14 protein-coding genes and 1 tRNA gene are annotated in these 15,480 nt (G+C 36.3%); 9 read left to right on the top strand and 6 right to left on the bottom strand.

What is annotated here, in order from left to right; all coding sequences use genetic code 11:
* The first annotated feature begins 2 nt into the window (after positions 1-2).
* From ACS125_RS02780 to ACS125_RS02765, 4 genes are all read left to right on the top strand, one after another.
* Entirely contained in the window at positions 3-1,214 is a 1,212-nt protein-coding gene (locus ACS125_RS02780; RefSeq protein ID WP_443270409.1) for an ATP-grasp domain-containing protein, read from the top strand.
* On the top strand, positions 1,211-2,407 hold the full coding sequence (locus tag ACS125_RS02775; protein ID WP_443270407.1) for an ATP-grasp domain-containing protein: 1,197 nt from the start codon (positions 1,211-1,213) through the stop codon (positions 2,405-2,407). The genes ACS125_RS02780 and ACS125_RS02775 overlap by 4 nt, the downstream gene beginning before the upstream one ends.
* A gap of 153 nt (positions 2,408-2,560) precedes the next feature.
* The gene (locus ACS125_RS02770) at positions 2,561-3,304 is read left to right on the top strand and encodes a hypothetical protein (RefSeq protein WP_443270405.1); all 744 of its coding nucleotides are present in this window, start codon (positions 2,561-2,563) and stop codon (positions 3,302-3,304) included.
* 21 nt (positions 3,305-3,325) lie between these two features.
* Positions 3,326-3,718, top strand: a complete 393-nt coding sequence (locus ACS125_RS02765; protein WP_443270403.1) for a hypothetical protein — start codon at positions 3,326-3,328, stop codon at positions 3,716-3,718.
* Between the two features lie 48 nt (positions 3,719-3,766).
* Here the strand turns inward: ACS125_RS02765 and ACS125_RS02760 are convergent, their stop codons facing one another.
* Positions 3,767-4,768: an aldo/keto reductase gene (locus tag ACS125_RS02760; RefSeq protein WP_443270401.1), complete on the bottom strand. Its 1,002-nt coding sequence runs from the start codon at positions 4,766-4,768 to the stop codon at positions 3,767-3,769.
* 111 nt (positions 4,769-4,879) lie between these two features.
* Entirely contained in the window at positions 4,880-5,782 is a 903-nt protein-coding gene (locus tag ACS125_RS02755; protein ID WP_443270399.1) for a helix-turn-helix domain-containing protein, read from the bottom strand.
* Between the two features lie 1,070 nt (positions 5,783-6,852).
* On the opposite strand from ACS125_RS02755, the gene ACS125_RS02750 reads away from it, so the two are divergent.
* Positions 6,853-7,446, top strand: coding sequence for a TetR/AcrR family transcriptional regulator (locus ACS125_RS02750; RefSeq protein WP_443270397.1), 594 nt, complete (start codon positions 6,853-6,855; stop codon positions 7,444-7,446).
* A gap of 220 nt (positions 7,447-7,666) precedes the next feature.
* Here ACS125_RS02750 and ACS125_RS02745 read toward each other — a convergent pair whose 3' ends face one another.
* Positions 7,667-10,123 carry a hypothetical protein gene (locus ACS125_RS02745; RefSeq protein WP_443270395.1) on the bottom strand — a complete coding sequence of 819 codons (2,457 nt, stop codon included), beginning with the start codon at positions 10,121-10,123 and terminating at the stop codon, positions 7,667-7,669.
* A 461-nt stretch (positions 10,124-10,584) separates the two neighbouring features.
* Here ACS125_RS02745 and ACS125_RS02740 point away from each other — a divergent pair, with 461 nt between their 5' ends.
* Positions 10,585-11,466: a hypothetical protein gene (locus ACS125_RS02740; RefSeq protein WP_443270393.1), complete on the top strand. Its 882-nt coding sequence runs from the start codon at positions 10,585-10,587 to the stop codon at positions 11,464-11,466.
* A gap of 66 nt (positions 11,467-11,532) precedes the next feature.
* Here the strand turns inward: ACS125_RS02740 and ACS125_RS02735 are convergent, their stop codons facing one another.
* Both ACS125_RS02735 and ACS125_RS02730 read right to left on the bottom strand, forming a co-directional pair.
* Positions 11,533-11,751, bottom strand: coding sequence for a DUF6500 family protein (locus ACS125_RS02735; protein ID WP_443270391.1), 219 nt, complete (start codon positions 11,749-11,751; stop codon positions 11,533-11,535).
* A gap of 27 nt (positions 11,752-11,778) precedes the next feature.
* The gene (locus ACS125_RS02730; protein ID WP_016142830.1) at positions 11,779-12,114 is read right to left on the bottom strand and encodes a winged helix-turn-helix transcriptional regulator; all 336 of its coding nucleotides are present in this window, start codon (positions 12,112-12,114) and stop codon (positions 11,779-11,781) included.
* Between the two features lie 115 nt (positions 12,115-12,229).
* Between ACS125_RS02730 and ACS125_RS02725 the strand changes: the two genes are divergently transcribed.
* A complete protein-coding gene (locus ACS125_RS02725; RefSeq protein ID WP_443270388.1) occupies positions 12,230-12,787 on the top strand; it encodes an NAD(P)H-dependent oxidoreductase in 558 nt (185 codons plus the stop codon).
* Between the two features lie 151 nt (positions 12,788-12,938).
* Entirely contained in the window at positions 12,939-13,280 is a 342-nt protein-coding gene (locus ACS125_RS02720) for a DHCW motif cupin fold protein (RefSeq protein WP_174738864.1), read from the top strand.
* A gap of 65 nt (positions 13,281-13,345) precedes the next feature.
* Here ACS125_RS02720 and ACS125_RS02715 read toward each other — a convergent pair.
* Positions 13,346-13,435, bottom strand: a tRNA-Ser gene (locus tag ACS125_RS02715).
* 118 nt (positions 13,436-13,553) lie between these two features.
* Here ACS125_RS02715 and ACS125_RS02710 point away from each other — a divergent pair.
* On the top strand, positions 13,554-15,431 hold the full coding sequence (locus ACS125_RS02710) for a potassium transporter Kup (RefSeq protein WP_004789917.1): 1,878 nt from the start codon (positions 13,554-13,556) through the stop codon (positions 15,429-15,431).
* Positions 15,432-15,480 lie beyond the last annotated feature (49 nt).

Below are 15,480 nucleotides of genomic sequence, written 5' to 3'. Positions count from 1 at the left end.
CAATGACAGTAGTAGTTATAGAACCTATTTCTTCAGGCGTGACTTATTTAAATGCCGCTCAAGAATTAGGAATAGATTTATATGTTTTTTCTACTGATGAAGGAGAGTGCAGCATTGATGGAACAATGCGCCAAAAAGCAAAAGAAATAATAAAAATAGATACCAGTGATTTTCATAGTCAACTCTCTAAAATTGTTGAGTTAAAGACCATAAAAGCCATATTACCCGGTGTTGAATATGCAGTACCTATGGCTGCCCAGCTCGGTAACTCATTTGCCAAAAATTCTCTTGAATATATGGCAGCTCAAACAGTTCGAAATAAATTTAAATTTCGTGACAAGCTAACTAAGTCGGGTTTAAGCAATATTAAATATGCCTTGATTTCACAGGGTAAAGAAATTGACTTACCCCAAGGCTTTAAGTTCCCTGCTGTCGTGAAGCCAGTTGATATGGCGGGCAGTATGTCTGTTAAAAAAGTTGCAGATTTTGAGGAACTTTTAACAACAGTTGAAGCGATCTGGAAAGCTAAGCCCAACGATATTGGTTTCTATGCCAGTGGGGATTTAATTGTTGAAGAATACATTGTAGGTAAAGAATACAGCGTTGAAGGAATTATCCATACAGATGGAAAAATAACCTTTGCTTCACTGACAGAAAAACTATTAGGGCCAGAACCTTACTTTGTCGAAATTGGACATATAGTGGGTAATCAATATGACCGCCAATTTTCTGCACATGTTTTTGACTATGCCGAAAAAGTCATTAGAACCTTAGAGTTAAATATAGGACCTTTTCACTTAGAACTGCGAGTTACACCTCAAGGAAAAGCAGTCGCAATCGAGTTAGCGGCACGTTTACCGGGCGACAATATTGTTGAGTTAATTACACTGGCGACTAATTTTGACCTTGCTCAAGCGGTACTGAGCGAATACTTAGACCTGCCATATTCACCTTCAATAGAGAAAAATCTGGTTTCAGCAATTGCCTTTATGCCCCAAGGTAATCACCGTCTGTTCAAAGGTTTTAGTGGCTTAGATCAACTGTTAGAAGCACCTGAATGTGTACATCATCACTTCTACTATGAAACAAATGATGAACTGGCGTGCAACCATGATTGGACCTCACGATTAGGCTACTTCATTTTCCGTTCCGAAAGCGAAGATAAGATTCGTAGTTTAGTCAAACATATACATGAGCAGGTGAAAGTCATATGAAACATGTATTAATCATCAATAGATATGACGATGAACTGTCTGATTATAATAAATATATAGATCACAATACCGTGCATGTGTCTTATATTTCATTAACAGAAACGATGCGTTATATCACTTCTTCAAACTGTTACTGCATAGCTGGGTTAGAGCAGTTAAATGAAGAAGACGTTCTCGATCAGGCCAAAAAAATCTATAAGAAAAAACCTATAGATTACGTTATTGCTATCTCAGAATATGACCTCGATGCTGCTGCTCGCATTCGAACTGAATTGAATATTGTGGGGGCAACTGTCGAAGACAATTTGTTATGTCGTAACAAGAAAAAAATGAAAGATGCTTTAGCTCACTCGACTGTGCGTTACCCTAAATATGCTGAAGTATCTTCGTATCAAGATATTGAAAAGTTTTTGCTGGAAATTGGCTCAGCGATTATTTTAAAACCTCAGGTAGGTGCAGCTTCTGAAGGGGTAATTAAAATTAGTGAGTTGGCCGATATTCCTCGTTTATCTTCATATGAGGGCTATGAAGTAGAAGAATTTGTTGAAGGGGATATCTATCACGTCGATGCGATTATTTCAGACAATCAAATGCCTTACTTTAAAGTCTCAAAATATATTAATACCTGTTTAGACTTTAGAAATGGTGCGCCATTAGGCTCTGTAACGATTGATAATTCTGAATTTATTCAAAAAGTAGAACGTTTTACTTTAGACGTATGTAAATTCTTAAAATTAAAAGATCAAGCGATTCATCTTGAATTTATTGAATCTAAGGGCGAGTTGGTCTTTTTAGAAGTAGGTGGGCGAGTCGGGGGCGGAGAAATTCCATTCATCACATTACGCAATGAGTCTGTCGACTTATATGAAATGTGGATTAAGGCGGCCATGAAAATTCCACAAGAGCCAGTGAACACGAAAATTACGGGCTTTTTGATGATGCCTAATCCTTATAGTTCAGGTTTTTTATTTAATGGGATTAAAGAACTAGAAAATGAAACCATTACCTATCAGTTGATTCAGGAAAGTGGTGATCATAATAATTTTAGTTATGAAAATATTCCTGCCAAAATTCACTTTATGGGAGATAGTCAAATACAGGTAGAAGATGCGATTAAAAATAGTATGAAAATTTTGCAAAGCGCAATTTGTCAAAATCATCATTCTAATTTGAGTCTGAGTGAATCTTCTTAGTTAAGTTTCGGCTAAATTCAAAACTAAAAGGCTTGAACTTAAAATGTTCAGGCCTTTTTAAATAGCATTGTAATGGACTTTTGTTGCAGAGAATTGTGATTTGTGGAACTAACTCATATTATATAATTAGTTAATTATTAAAGAATTTTAAAAATGATTAAATCGATTATTTCAGGTTGCGCGGTTCTCACACTTTCAGCTTTTTCGGTCACGCACGCAGAATTTTCTTTTGAACAAGAGCTACAGCAAAGCTGTAATAAAGTGAAGCAATACGCGAGCTTAGGTAAGAAAAACTACGACCAAAAACAATATAAAAAAGCACTCGAAAACTTTCAGAACCAAGCCTCTTGGACTGCATTTTGTAAAGCCAATGCAGATGAAACCACAGTTAAATTTACCGACAGAGATATTGAAGTTGCCAACAATAATGTGGGCTTAGCCTATGCAAAATTGGGTCAGCCACTTTGGGCAAGATCGTGGTTTATGCTTGATGAAAAATCAAAATCGAGCCAATTTAATCTTAAGCAATTACCTACACCTAAAGCATCAAATGATTTGTCTGGTGAATATGTTCGTTACTCGGGTTTTGGGGAGTGGGATCACATCACGGTAAGCCGTAAGCAGGGCCAATATGCAATTAGCTATGCTGGTTTATATATGGGACTTAGAAGCTTGATCTACGGCCCGAATATGGGCGAGTTCGACACCAAAATGCCGAGCAATAAAAAGCAAACGATCTATAAAAATGAAGACTGCCGAATTCAGCTCGATTTTAAATCTAATACGAAATTAGGCAATTATATTCAAGCCAAACAAAACGAGGGTAACTCGGGCTGTGGCTTTGGGCATAATGTATATGCAGATGGCACTTATTTAAAAGTTGAGTCTGGGAAATAAAACTAAAAAATAGGGAATTGAATGATGAATATATTTGCACGTTTGCTACTCGTTTCTACGATTGCCATTTCATCTCAAATTTACGCCGAGCCAACCAGCACATGCAAAGAAGTGAAATTCCAAAAAGCCGATGAGGTGTGGAGTGGACACTATTATTTAAATGGCGTGATGGAAGTGGGTTCGGAACTTTTACTTCAGCCTGATGGTAAGTTTAAATGGATGCTTGCTGTGGGCGCTTTAGACCAATATGCCGAAGGTACATGGTGGAAAAATGGTGACTGTATTGGCTTAAAACCAGAGGCTAAATTTAAAAAGGATTTAAGTATTTTCCCTGAAAGTCTAACGATTTCTGACAAATCATTAGACGCGATTTGGGAAGGTGGGCGCCAGCAAGGCACATATAGTAAAGACTAAATTAAAAAAGTCCGACACTGAGTCGGACTTTTTTTTATGGCTTATATTTTAGTGATTCACCGCAGCAAGTTGCTGAGCGTTATAGCGTGCGCCCATGTTTGGATATCTTGCAATAATCGCTTCAATTTCTGCTAAATCTGCCGCTGTTAAATCAAGGTCTACAGCACCTGCATTTTCCACAAGTCGCTCGATTTTACGCGTACCCGGAATTGGAATAATGTCGTCACCTTGAGCCAAAATCCAAGCCAAAGCGAGTTGAGCCGCTGTCGCATTTTTGCTTTGAGCAAAGTCGCTAAATGCTTGCGCCAAGCTTTGGTTATTTTTCCAGTTATCACCTTGATAGCGTGGTAACTGACGACGGAAATCACTTTCGTCTAGGCTGCTCACATCAAGCGTATTGGTGATTAAACCTCGCGATAGCGGTGAATACGGCACAAGGCTAATACCTAACTCGCGAATGGTTTGAAAGTGAGTGTCTTCCAGCTCACGAGTAAGCAATGAATATTCATGTTGAACCGCTGCAATCGGGTGAATCGCATGCGCTTTACGAATAGTTTCAGCTGACGCTTCACTGAGACCTAAATAACGAACTTTACCTTGTTTGACCAAATCGGCCATTGCGCCAATCGTGTCTTCAACTGGAATATTCGGGTCAATACGGTGTGCATAATACAAATCAATTACGTCTGTATTTAAGCGTTTTAAACTATTTTCGACCGCAACTTTAATCCACTCTGGAGAGCCGTCGATATAAGACTCTAAAGAGTTTTGTGGGTTAAGGTTGTCTTCTTTATAACGGAAGCCAAATTTGGTCGCCAAGAATACTTTGTCGCGGTGTTTTTCTAAAACTTTTGAGAGCAAAACTTCGTTTGCGCCGTTGCCGTACATGTCGGCAGTATCCCAAAAGTTAATGCCGAGGTCTAATGCCTTTTCTAGAGTGGCAATGCTTTGTGTGTCGTCTGAGGCACCATAGGCAAAGCTCATTCCCATGCAACCTAAACCAAGTGCTGATACTTTTTCGCCTGTTTGTCCTAAAGTTCTATATTTCATTTTTCACACTCTTTTTGCAAAATCACTTGAGTAGAAAAACTATAAAATGCTTTGGCTCAAACTGACGTATAACATTCAAACCAATAATTATAAAATTCAAACAATCTGTTTTTAGGCTACACAGTCTTCGCGGAATTTTTTAGGCGAAAAGCCCGTATTTTTCTTAAAGAAGTTGGTGAAATACGCTGAATATTCAAAGCCTAAGCTATAGGCAATTTCGGAAATATTCCAACTGGTGTGTTGTAGCAGCGCTTTGGCTTCTTGCGTAATGCGTGAGCTAATATGCTCGGATGTGGTTTTGCCTGTCGCTTCTTTTACAGCGCGGTTTAAATGGTTCACATGCACCGACAGACCATATGCATAGTCATTTGCAGTTTTGAGTTTAAGCTGAAAATGGGGCGAGTCAATTGGGAACTGGCGTTCTAATAATTCAAAGAACAAATGGCAAATCCGAACCGCAGCATTGCTATGTTTTTCAAACTGTTGGGTTGGTTGCATTTTCATGGCTTCGTGCACAATCAGGTGCAAATAGTTTCTTAAAACGTTGTGTTTATGAATATAGTCAGAATTTATTTCAGTCATCATCTTTTTGAAAATAAATGAAATTTCTTCAACCTGTTGATCGTTTAAAAAATATAGCGGGTCGCCGTCGACTTTAAATAGCGGTGAGTCTTTTAAAAAGCTTTGTCGCGATTCTTGGTTTACAAACTCTTCGGTAAATAGGCAAAACCAACCTGCCTGTTCAGGCGAATTAATTTCCCAAGCGTAGGGCACCATTGGGTTTGAAAACAGTAAAGCAGGGCGGTCTACTTTTATCCAGCGGTTAGCGTAGTGAAGGTCACCTGTGCCTAAAACCAGTGAAATTTTATAATAATCGCGGCGGCTATAAGGCGTTAGAAACGAGCAGGCATCGCGTTGGAACACGTTGAAATGCCCAAACGAAGTCGATGGAACCGAGTAATCGCTATCTCTTGTTAAAGAAAAGCGGCGATAAAAATCATGTATGGTTTCCATGTCTTTGCCTGCATGAGTTATCAATTTATTTAAAGTTATAAAATTCAAACTTTATTTACTGTAGCTTTTATTTATAGCGCGATCAATCGGTTCATTTAAACAGGTTTGAAAATGAATGATAAATTAATAATGGGAAAATGAGCCAATAGAAATAAAAATATTTTATAAATTAACAATATATGTTTATTGACACTTAAAATCTTGAGAATTATTCTTTGCCTGCAAACCACTTTAGGGTAGAGCGATAAGGGGACACTTTCGGGTGTGCTGGTACTGTGCCCAGTCTGCTAACCCTTTATCGATCTGCCACCATTCTACGGTAGAACGATAAGGGAACACCTTCAGGTGTGCTGGTTGCTTTTGTACCAGTCTGCTAATCCCTTTTCGTTTTGCCACCATTCTATGGTAGAGCGATAAGAGGACACCTTCGGGTGTGCTGGTTGTGTGTGTCCAGTCTGCTAACCTCTTTTCGTTCTGCCACCATTTTTATTATTATCATGACATCGTTAAATTTAAGTTGAAGGTCTTTTTAGCTTAAATATCTAATTGAATAAACAACAATAATTATTTAACCAATTTCTATTCAACCTTACATTGACACTCAAAAATGTGCGGATTATCCTTTGCGTGCTGGCCTACATTGCCAGTTAGCTTTTGACAGAGCTGGAACAAAAGGCGCACAACAATGCTGTTTTGGTTTTTGTGCGTTCTCTTAAGTCACGCCTTTATGGTGAGGCTAGGAGGGGCACGCTTGCGTGCGCTGGTTTCCTTTTGTACCAGTCTGTCAACCCTTCTAGTCTTGCCACCATTATTTGACAGTAATTGGTAAGACTCTTCTAAATCAAAAGGAGTCCGCCGTTATGCGTACTATTTCATTTCTCTCATTGGCAGTCCTTGCCAAAGTCTTTACGTCTATACCCAACTGGTCTTTAAAACAGTTTAACCGACTTTAGGTTTTAAGCCATAGGTCATTACGACTAAAAAATTATAGCAACAATAAAACCCGAGATAGGCGAGCACACCATTTTTGTGCGGCTTTTGCATGCCTGTTTTTAGCGCTCAATTTAAGAGTGACGGCATTTCTATCTCTTTTACATACAACAAAAAATTATTTTAAACGGTATAAAAATGCCAAATTTAGAGCATTACGCGTGCTCCACGCAGCAAAAGATTTATTTAATCAAAATGGGTTTCATGTCGGGATAGATCGAATCGTTGAGGAAGCCAAAATCCCCAAAGCCACTTTTTATAACTATTTTCACTCCAAAGAAAGGCTCATTCAGATGAGCTTAACTTTTCAAATAGATGCCTTAAAACATGAGGTATTTTCAATTATTCATTCGTACCGCGAACTCATGGCATTCGATAAACTCAAGAAAATTTACCTCTTACATGCGAACTTAGACGGCTTTTATCGGTTGCCATTTAAAGCCATTTTTGAAATTGAAAAGATCTATCCAACAGCATATAAACTCGTTATTAACTACCGAAACTGGTTCATTAAAGAAATTCATAAATTGCTTTTAACCATAAAACCTGCCGCTACACTTGAAGATGCACACATGTTTTTGTTTGTGATTGATGGCGCGATGGTTCAGCTTTTAGGGACCAATAACACCGATGAAAGGGATGCATTACTTGAATACTTTTTTAGTCGGGTTTGATGGGGGAAGGCCCGACGGGAGTTGGGCTTTATACTAATATAAATAATAGTGGAAATAGTATTTTATTAAAAAAGATTTAAATCAATTTGATCTAAATCTTTTTCAGATTTTATTACAAAGGGAAATTCATTTTTATCTTAATATCTGTTAAATACTAAAACTATTAAATTTTTGCTGCCCAAAGTAATTTTAGAATTAAAATATTTTGTTAAATACTATTTTAACTATATTCAGTACGTTGAACAGCTTTAATTACGTTCTCGAATGTATAGAAATTATCTTCAAAATTGCTTGATAAGTCGAAATACTCAGGTTTATGAGGATAATCTCTCCATATTTCCTGAAGGTATTGTTTAAAACCTACTGCTCTTTCTAGTCTATGCTCAATAGATAAAGATTCAAGATGATTAGATACTCCACTTTTTATGTCATCATTAAAAAGGGGAGTATCAAATATCATTGCATCAAGATAGGTAAATGATCCCATCCATTTTTTGAGATGATAGGCTCCAATTGTAGTAACCCTGAAGTTTTCAGGCATATCACCTATCAATAGGCCTTTATCATCTTCGTCAAAAGTTATTCTTTGAGAAGTTTCTATTAACTTTCTATTTGTACACCGTCTAATAGCATAATAAATTTGATCAATCGTGAAACCACTGTTCTGTAATTCATCTTGAATGATTTCTAATGTGAAAAATCCATCTTTATCTTGCTTTGAATTATTGGAGCTAAGAAATGCTAACAATATAGGAATTAAAAAATGTTCATAAATATCAGAAGTAGACACATCAAATAAATTTGTTGCAATTGATGTATCCGAATTATAATGTGAATAATCACCTAAAAGTGCTGATTTCGTAAACTCATGTAAAGGCACAATATATTTTTGGTTATCTAAGTTTTGTTCGGTTATGTCAATAATTTTTTGAGCATCTACATTTGGGCTACCAATAAAATTAACAATTAACTCAATAGCACTTCGTATATTACCGCCAGTAATATTTGTTAAAAACTCTTTTAGTTCATTATTAACTGCTAGTGAGTGAATTAATACTTTTAAGAAAATAGCTAAGTTTTTAGAGTTTATTTTTACATAATTTGCTATTTCTAATGGAATTTTTCCTTCAGCCATTTCTAAAGCAAATGATAATCTTTTTTCAATTACTAAATCTATTCGAGGTGGAGAAATAGTAAAAACTTTGTGAGGATAAGCGGATAATGCACCAGATCTTTTAGATTTAAAGAAAGTTTGAGGACGAACTGATACAAAAACAGTCGTGTTCCAATCTCTTGCTAACTCTTGAGATATGATGAAAGTATCTTGTTGGATTTCATAATCACGTTGGTCGGCATTATCTAAACAAATAATTATTTGCCTATTTTCAGATTTTGCTCTTGTATTAATTGCTCTTTTTAAATGAATGTCTTTTTTGTGAGAGAGTTCTTCTATCATTTCTAAAAGTTTGGTTTCATATAAGGCCGGATCGGATTCTTTTTTTTGCCCCCAGATACCTTTAGAAAAACGATTTATCTCAGATGCGTAAATACCTCTAATGAAATTGAAATCATAAATGTCAATTTGATATTTCTCTAAAAGTTGATTCTCAATCTCTTCTAAAACAAAACTCTTCAAATCACTTGCAAGTGCTCCACTTGAGCCTAAATCAATGTATATATAAAATGCTCTTTTAAACTCTTCATAAGCACCATGATAGATTAAATTTTTTACGAAGGATGTTTTGCCGACTCCGACATCACCCAGCAAGACTATAGGTCTACGCGATAAAGCTTCAGATAAAATTTCTGGTGAGATATTATTGTTTTTTCTCTCTTTAACTGGTGCAATGAATGGAGCAGTTTCGGAGGTACTAAATAAAGAAGCATATCTTGCTTCTAATATATTTTTGCTAAGTAAAGAATATTTAGACAAAGCACCACTTTCACAATAACATTCTTTAAAAAAACGTTCCTCAACTTGTTCATTTTCAACAATATCCTGAAAAAATATTTCTGCTAATTGTCTAAGAGTTGTTTGTAACTCACTGCCATAACGTACAATCGGATACTGCCTTAGTTTAGATGATAACTTTGTTGGTATTGCACCAAAATCTGGTTTCAGGTATCTATAAATATTCTTATCTTTTACACCGTAAATAGACATGATTTGCCACGCATCTTTAAAATTTTCAGCGAGATGCTCGAGGCTTTTAAAAACGATAGCTTTACCGTCTTTGATTGATACGCCATCCTGTCTTGAGGCTATAAAAATAATATATTGATGCCCATTTGTGACGATTCCAATAGGAACACCTCGCTGATTACAATAGTAAATTGCTTGGTCAATAGCTGATTCAGTGTCTGGTGACATTTTAATAAGGGATTTTATATCAAATATTAGCGACTTAGAGTCGTATGCAGGAATTATGAAAGTTTTTCCTTCTCGTTTTGCTTCCAGTATAGCCAGTCTAGGTTTACCTAACTCATAGTCAGTAAATTTATTTTCTTCATTTTTTTCAATGGAAACATCATTTTTATGCCATCCTAAGCATTCAAATAATATGAAATCTATAATAAAAAAGCGAGTTTGTGCTTCATTTTGATTGGTATGAAGCTCATCTTTTTTATTTTCTAAAAAACTTAATAATTTTTTTTCTGCTTCAGCTAATGTTAACATAGTCCCTCTTTTTTATTACAATTGATTTATAGACATAGCTAATTATAAATAGCTTCTTATTTGTATCAATATAAATTTTATTCTGAGGATAAATGTTTTAAAAGAATATATAAGAATTTTCCAATTTTTATAAAAAGTAAACTTATATGAACTCTATATCTGTTAAAAAATTAGTTATATTCTCAAATCGGCTTAAATATAATTTTTATTTTTACGGAAAGCTGCTTAAGGGAACTGAATAAAACGTATATAAAAATTTCTCTTAATTTAATTCTTATCTGTAATATGACTTCTATTCACTATAAAACTAAGAGGAATTATGACCTTTACTCCAGTCACATATCATGTCTAATAAAGTCGATCAGAGTTGCTCTGATATATCACTTTTTCAAGCAAAGTGATAAGAGCGGAACAGGTTGGGAAAATAGCAAAGCAGAGTTTAAAGGGGGGGGAAGATAGTAATGATGGCAAAATTTAAACAATATTTCTTAATCTTGATTTTTGGATTATTACTATCGGCTTGTCAGCCAACAACAGAGCATAATAAGAATTTGACTATGAATCAGCAGGCCTACACTTTGCATATGGGTGAACAAGGTATTCAAGATTTTTCAAAGTATAGTGATGGAAATGTCGATAATCACCCAGCTGGTGTTAGCTTTAGAGAACTTCAATTTTCTCCTCCTAACTTAGGAGAATTAACCATAGAGAATGGTCCTAATAGTTTATCGATTGAGCATGTTTTTTCTGTTTTAGGTACTCAATATGACAAAAATGAAGGGATTCAAGTTTTAGATATCGATGCGGGTCTCACAAAAGAAGAATTCGCTACTCCAGAGCAAGCTTTTCAAAGCTATGTAACCTTAATGAAACGTATTAATCAGGCTGGCTGGAAAAACTATTTCTTTACAGATGCTCCTCGTATCGCTAAAGAGGATAATATTAAACATCTATCAAAAAGTCGCGATGTCATTGATCCAAGCTATATTTTTACTTTTGAAGAGTGGAAAAATATAATAAATAATATTCCTACAAAATCATTGGGTTATAGGTTGTATGCTAATGGAGTTATGTTAGATATCAGCTTAAAAAGAACCGCTAAGAATGAACGTAATGAAGAGCAATATATGCTTAGATTTAGCTTTCAAAGTGTTCGTTACAATGAAAGAGACTCAATTCCTGACTCGGATAAAATGACGCCTAGTGAATTCGAGCAAGCGTTTAAAAAGAGATTAATTGAAAATAAGAAATATCGGGAAAAGGAAGAGAGAAAAGCTAAGGCTGAGGGTTATCATATCGATGAAGAATATACAGATCCTGATGTTTGGCCATATGTTAAGTAAATGTTTTTAAAATAATGAAAAGGCTTAAATTATTTAAATTTAAGCCTTTTCAAATAACTCTAATTTTTACTGCTCATTCAAAACCAATTGTTTAATCTTCACAGCTTTCTCAAAGTGATCTAGTTTATGCACCATAATCCACCAATGAGCTGCTTCCATCAGTAACTCAGGGTTATCATTCTTATTTTTAAAAAAAGCATAAAAAGATAGACCGACATTGTCTCCCTTTTTTTCAATTTTATCGTCGCATCCCTTAATAAAAATTTCTCTTAATTCATTTCTCATATTTAGTATCACTTCAAGTTTATAAAACTAAGACGGCTTATTGCGCTCGCCCCATTCACACATCATATCTAACAAAGGAATTAAAGACTGTCCTCTTTCAGAAAGGCGATACTCAACCTTTGGCGGAATTTGAGGATATTCCTTACGAATAATCAGTCCGTCTCTTTCTAATTCTTTAAGTGTATTGCTGAGCGTTCTAAACGAAATATTGCCAATGCAGCGTTGCATCTCATTAAACCGCATGACGGTTTTTCCATACAGCCAATACATAATAATCATTTTATATTTGCCATTAATCAAAGAAAGGGTGTACCCAAAGCCCGTATCTTCTAATGGGGTATATGACGGAAGGCAGTCGTCCATTTTTAAAATCCATACTATCTTTTAGTATAGTATATAACATAAATTACCGTACTTATATTTAGGAAAGCACACTTCTATAATCGATTTATCTACTTTTCGATAGAGTGTTTTCATAATGAAAAAGACATTAGTCATCGTTACGCACCCTCACATAGACCAGTCTGTTGTAAATAAAAGATGGATTGAGGAACTAGAAAAACACCCAGATCAATTTACGGTTCATCAAATTTATGAAGCCTACCCAGATGGGGTGATTGATGTTGCCAAAGAACAAGCGCTTGTAGAAGAACATGAAAATTTAGTCTTTCAATTCCCAGTGTATTGGTTTAACTGTCCACCACTTTTGAAACAATGGCTTGATGAAGTTTTAACGTATGGATGGGCTTATGGTTCAACAGGCGACAAGCTAAAAAATAAAAAGTTTATGCTGGCGGTGTCTGCTGGTGGGCAGGAGCAAATTTATTCCGAAAGTGGTGAATATCAAATTTCTTTAGATAAAATTTTTGTTCCATTTGAGCTAACAGCTCTCTATGTTGGGGCAGTTTATCAACCACTTTATGCATTTTATGGTTTAGACACGAACCCTTCAGAAGATGACGATGTTCCGACTCACCAAGACATCGAAAATAATGCGGTTCAGTATGTTCAGAAGTTATTAGCGTTGTCTGAGTAAGTTTTAAGGTAGGAAGGCCTGAATGTGAGGTTTGGGTCTTTTCAAAGTGAAAATTATTTTTGTTATCTTTCTGATTTTTTTAATAAACAGTTTGCAAAAATCAAATTTGTCTATAAGTTGAAAAATACAATAATACATCTTTGGAAAAATTATGAATATCGCGCCTTTTCCATTTCAAATTACAAACTGGGAAGAAATAGAAGTCACTGAATATAGTGGTGAAACAGGAAAAGCTTATTGGAAAACTCAATTTTTTGGTGAAGAAACAAATAAAATTAGAGTGAGACTTGTTGAGTACTCAGCAAACTATTTGGCTGACCATTGGTGTGAAAAAGGGCATATATTATTTTGCCTAGAAGGCGAGTTAGAAAGTAGATTGAAAGACGGACGAACCTTTACTTTAACTCCAGGCATGAGTTATCAAGTAGGGGACAATTCAGAGCCACATCAGTCTTTTAGTTTGAATGGTGCGAAGCTACTTATCGTTGATTAAATTGATTTTATTTAAGTTAAATAAAAAAGACCTAGATCAAAATGATTTAGGTCTTTTTTCAATTCTGGCGGTGAGAGAGGGATTCGAACCCTCGATACGCGCAAACGTATACACACTTTCCAGGCGTGCTCCTTAAGCCACTCGGACACCTCACCAAGGCGTGCGATAGTAACTAAAAAAACCAGTTCTGCCAAGATTTAAGATGAGCATTACAGAAAAAAAATAATAGAGGTGATAAGATTGCGATAAAAATCATATTGGTTTAATTACACAATGCAAAATACGGCCAAAAAAGCAACCTTGCCTGCCACGGCTTTGGCAGCTCTTGGGGTGGTCTTTGGAGATATTGGAACAAGTCCACTCTACGCCTTAAAAGAGTCCTTCCATGCTGCGCATGGGTTGGGAATTCAGCCTGAAAACGTATTAGGAATTTTATCCATTATTTTTTGGTGCTTAATGCTGATCATCAGCATCAAGTATGTCGCTATTGTCATGCGTGCAGATAACAATGGCGAAGGCGGAATCATGGCCTTACTCGCATTGAACTTGCGTAAAGCCAAAATTGCCGACAACAAAAAAATCTACATGATTGCGATTGGCTTTATTGGTGCATCGCTATTTTTTGGTGACGGCATTATTACCCCAGCCATTTCGGTACTGTCGGCAGTCGAAGGTTTGTCTATTGCAACCAATGTGTTTGACCCGTTCATCATGCCAATTGCGATCACCATTATCATCGCGTTATTTTTGGTACAAAAACATGGTACGGCCTTTGTCGGTAAGTTTTTTGGCCCGATCACGATGGTGTGGTTCTTATCGTTAGGATTATTAGGCCTTCACAGCGTCATTCAGACTCCTGTGGTGTTGGGCATGTTTAGTCCACATTGGGCAATTCAGTTTATCTATCATCACCCCGTAATGACCTTTTTTGTTATGGGTGCTGTTGTTTTAACAGTCACTGGTGGTGAAGCACTGTATGCCGATATGGGACATTTTGGACCAGTTCCAATTCGTCTAGCATGGTTCTTTGTGGTGTTGCCGTGTTTGGTTTTAAACTACGCAGGACAGGGTGCATTACTATTAAGAGACCCAGCGGCGATTCAAAACCCGTTCTATTTATTGGTTCCGCAGTGGGCACTTTACCCAATGATTATTATGGCGACCATGGCAACTGTGATTGCTTCTCAAGCCGTAATTTCTGGGGTATTTTCACTTGCTCGCCAAGCGATTCAATTGGGTTATTTACCACGTTTAAGTATTAAACATACCTCTGAGTCTGAAGAAGGTCAGATTTATGTTCCTTTCTTAAACTGGTTACTTTTAATCGCAATTATTATCTTAATTTTGATTTTCAAAACCAGCTCAAACTTGGCAAGTGCTTACGGTCTGGCTGTAACTTTAACCATGCTGTGTGACACGATTCTGGTTGCTGTATTCATCTATTCGGCTTGGAAATGGAGCATGCCAAAAGTGCTACTCCTGATTATTCCATTCTTTATTTTAGAGTCAGTTTTAGTCGCAGCAACTTCACTTAAAATCTTGTCGGGCGGTTGGGTGCCATTATTGATTGGTGCGATTGCTGTGACCATCTTAATGACATGGAAACGTGGTCGTGAGCTTACTTTTGCCAAGCTCGAACACGATACGTTATCTCTAGATCTGTTTGTGAAAAGTATTGGTAATAGTGTGCATTGGGTGCCGGGTGATGCTGTCTTTATGACGGGTACGCCAAACGTTGTGCCGCATGCTATGCTACATAATATCAAGCATAATAAAGTGCTGCATCAGCGCAATATCTTGGTAACAGTCATTATTGAAGATGTACCATTTGTTGCACCAGAAGAACGTATTTCAACAGAAACCCTAGCTGAGCATTTCTTCCGTATTAAAATTTTCTACGGTTTTAAAGATGAAATGAATGTACCAAAAGCACTTATGCAAGCTTATGAACAACTCGGTCTTGAATATGACTTAATGCACATCAGCTTCTTTATTTCGCGCGATCGTATTGTTCATTCGGTGGGTGATGGCATGTCTCCATGGAGAGAAAAATTATTTATCTCTATGCAGCGTAACACTAGTCCGGTGAGTGATTTCTATCAGATTCCAACCAACCGTGTAGTTGAGTTAGGTAGTCAAATCGAAATCTAAAAATTTGATGTAATAAAAAAACCAAGACAGATGTCTTGGTTTTTTTATG

The organism is Acinetobacter sp. PFS20 (assembly GCF_052261015.1).
In the GTDB taxonomy this organism is placed as follows: domain Bacteria; phylum Pseudomonadota; class Gammaproteobacteria; order Pseudomonadales; family Moraxellaceae; genus Acinetobacter.
The sequence above is the reverse complement of the archived record's forward strand: the minus strand, read 5'-3'. Positions and strand labels throughout refer to the sequence as shown.

Coding starts and splice junctions, on each gene's coding strand:
- ACS125_RS02780 (WP_443270409.1), top strand. CDS start 3: ATGACAGTAGTAGTTATAGAACCTATTTCTTCAGGCGTGACTTATTTA.
- ACS125_RS02775 (WP_443270407.1), top strand. CDS start 1,211: ATGAAACATGTATTAATCATCAATAGATATGACGATGAACTGTCTGAT.
- ACS125_RS02770 (WP_443270405.1), top strand. CDS start 2,561: ATGATTAAATCGATTATTTCAGGTTGCGCGGTTCTCACACTTTCAGCT.
- ACS125_RS02765 (WP_443270403.1), top strand. CDS start 3,326: ATGATGAATATATTTGCACGTTTGCTACTCGTTTCTACGATTGCCATT.
- ACS125_RS02760 (WP_443270401.1), bottom strand. CDS start 4,768: ATGAAATATAGAACTTTAGGACAAACAGGCGAAAAAGTATCAGCACTT.
- ACS125_RS02755 (WP_443270399.1), bottom strand. CDS start 5,782: ATGGAAACCATACATGATTTTTATCGCCGCTTTTCTTTAACAAGAGAT.
- ACS125_RS02745 (WP_443270395.1), bottom strand. CDS start 10,123: ATGTTAACATTAGCTGAAGCAGAAAAAAAATTATTAAGTTTTTTAGAA.
- ACS125_RS02740 (WP_443270393.1), top strand. CDS start 10,585: ATGATGGCAAAATTTAAACAATATTTCTTAATCTTGATTTTTGGATTA.
- ACS125_RS02735 (WP_443270391.1), bottom strand. CDS start 11,751: ATGAGAAATGAATTAAGAGAAATTTTTATTAAGGGATGCGACGATAAA.
- ACS125_RS02730 (WP_016142830.1), bottom strand. CDS start 12,114: ATGGACGACTGCCTTCCGTCATATACCCCATTAGAAGATACGGGCTTT.
- ACS125_RS02725 (WP_443270388.1), top strand. CDS start 12,230: ATGAAAAAGACATTAGTCATCGTTACGCACCCTCACATAGACCAGTCT.
- ACS125_RS02720 (WP_174738864.1), top strand. CDS start 12,939: ATGAATATCGCGCCTTTTCCATTTCAAATTACAAACTGGGAAGAAATA.
- ACS125_RS02710 (WP_004789917.1), top strand. CDS start 13,554: ATGCAAAATACGGCCAAAAAAGCAACCTTGCCTGCCACGGCTTTGGCA.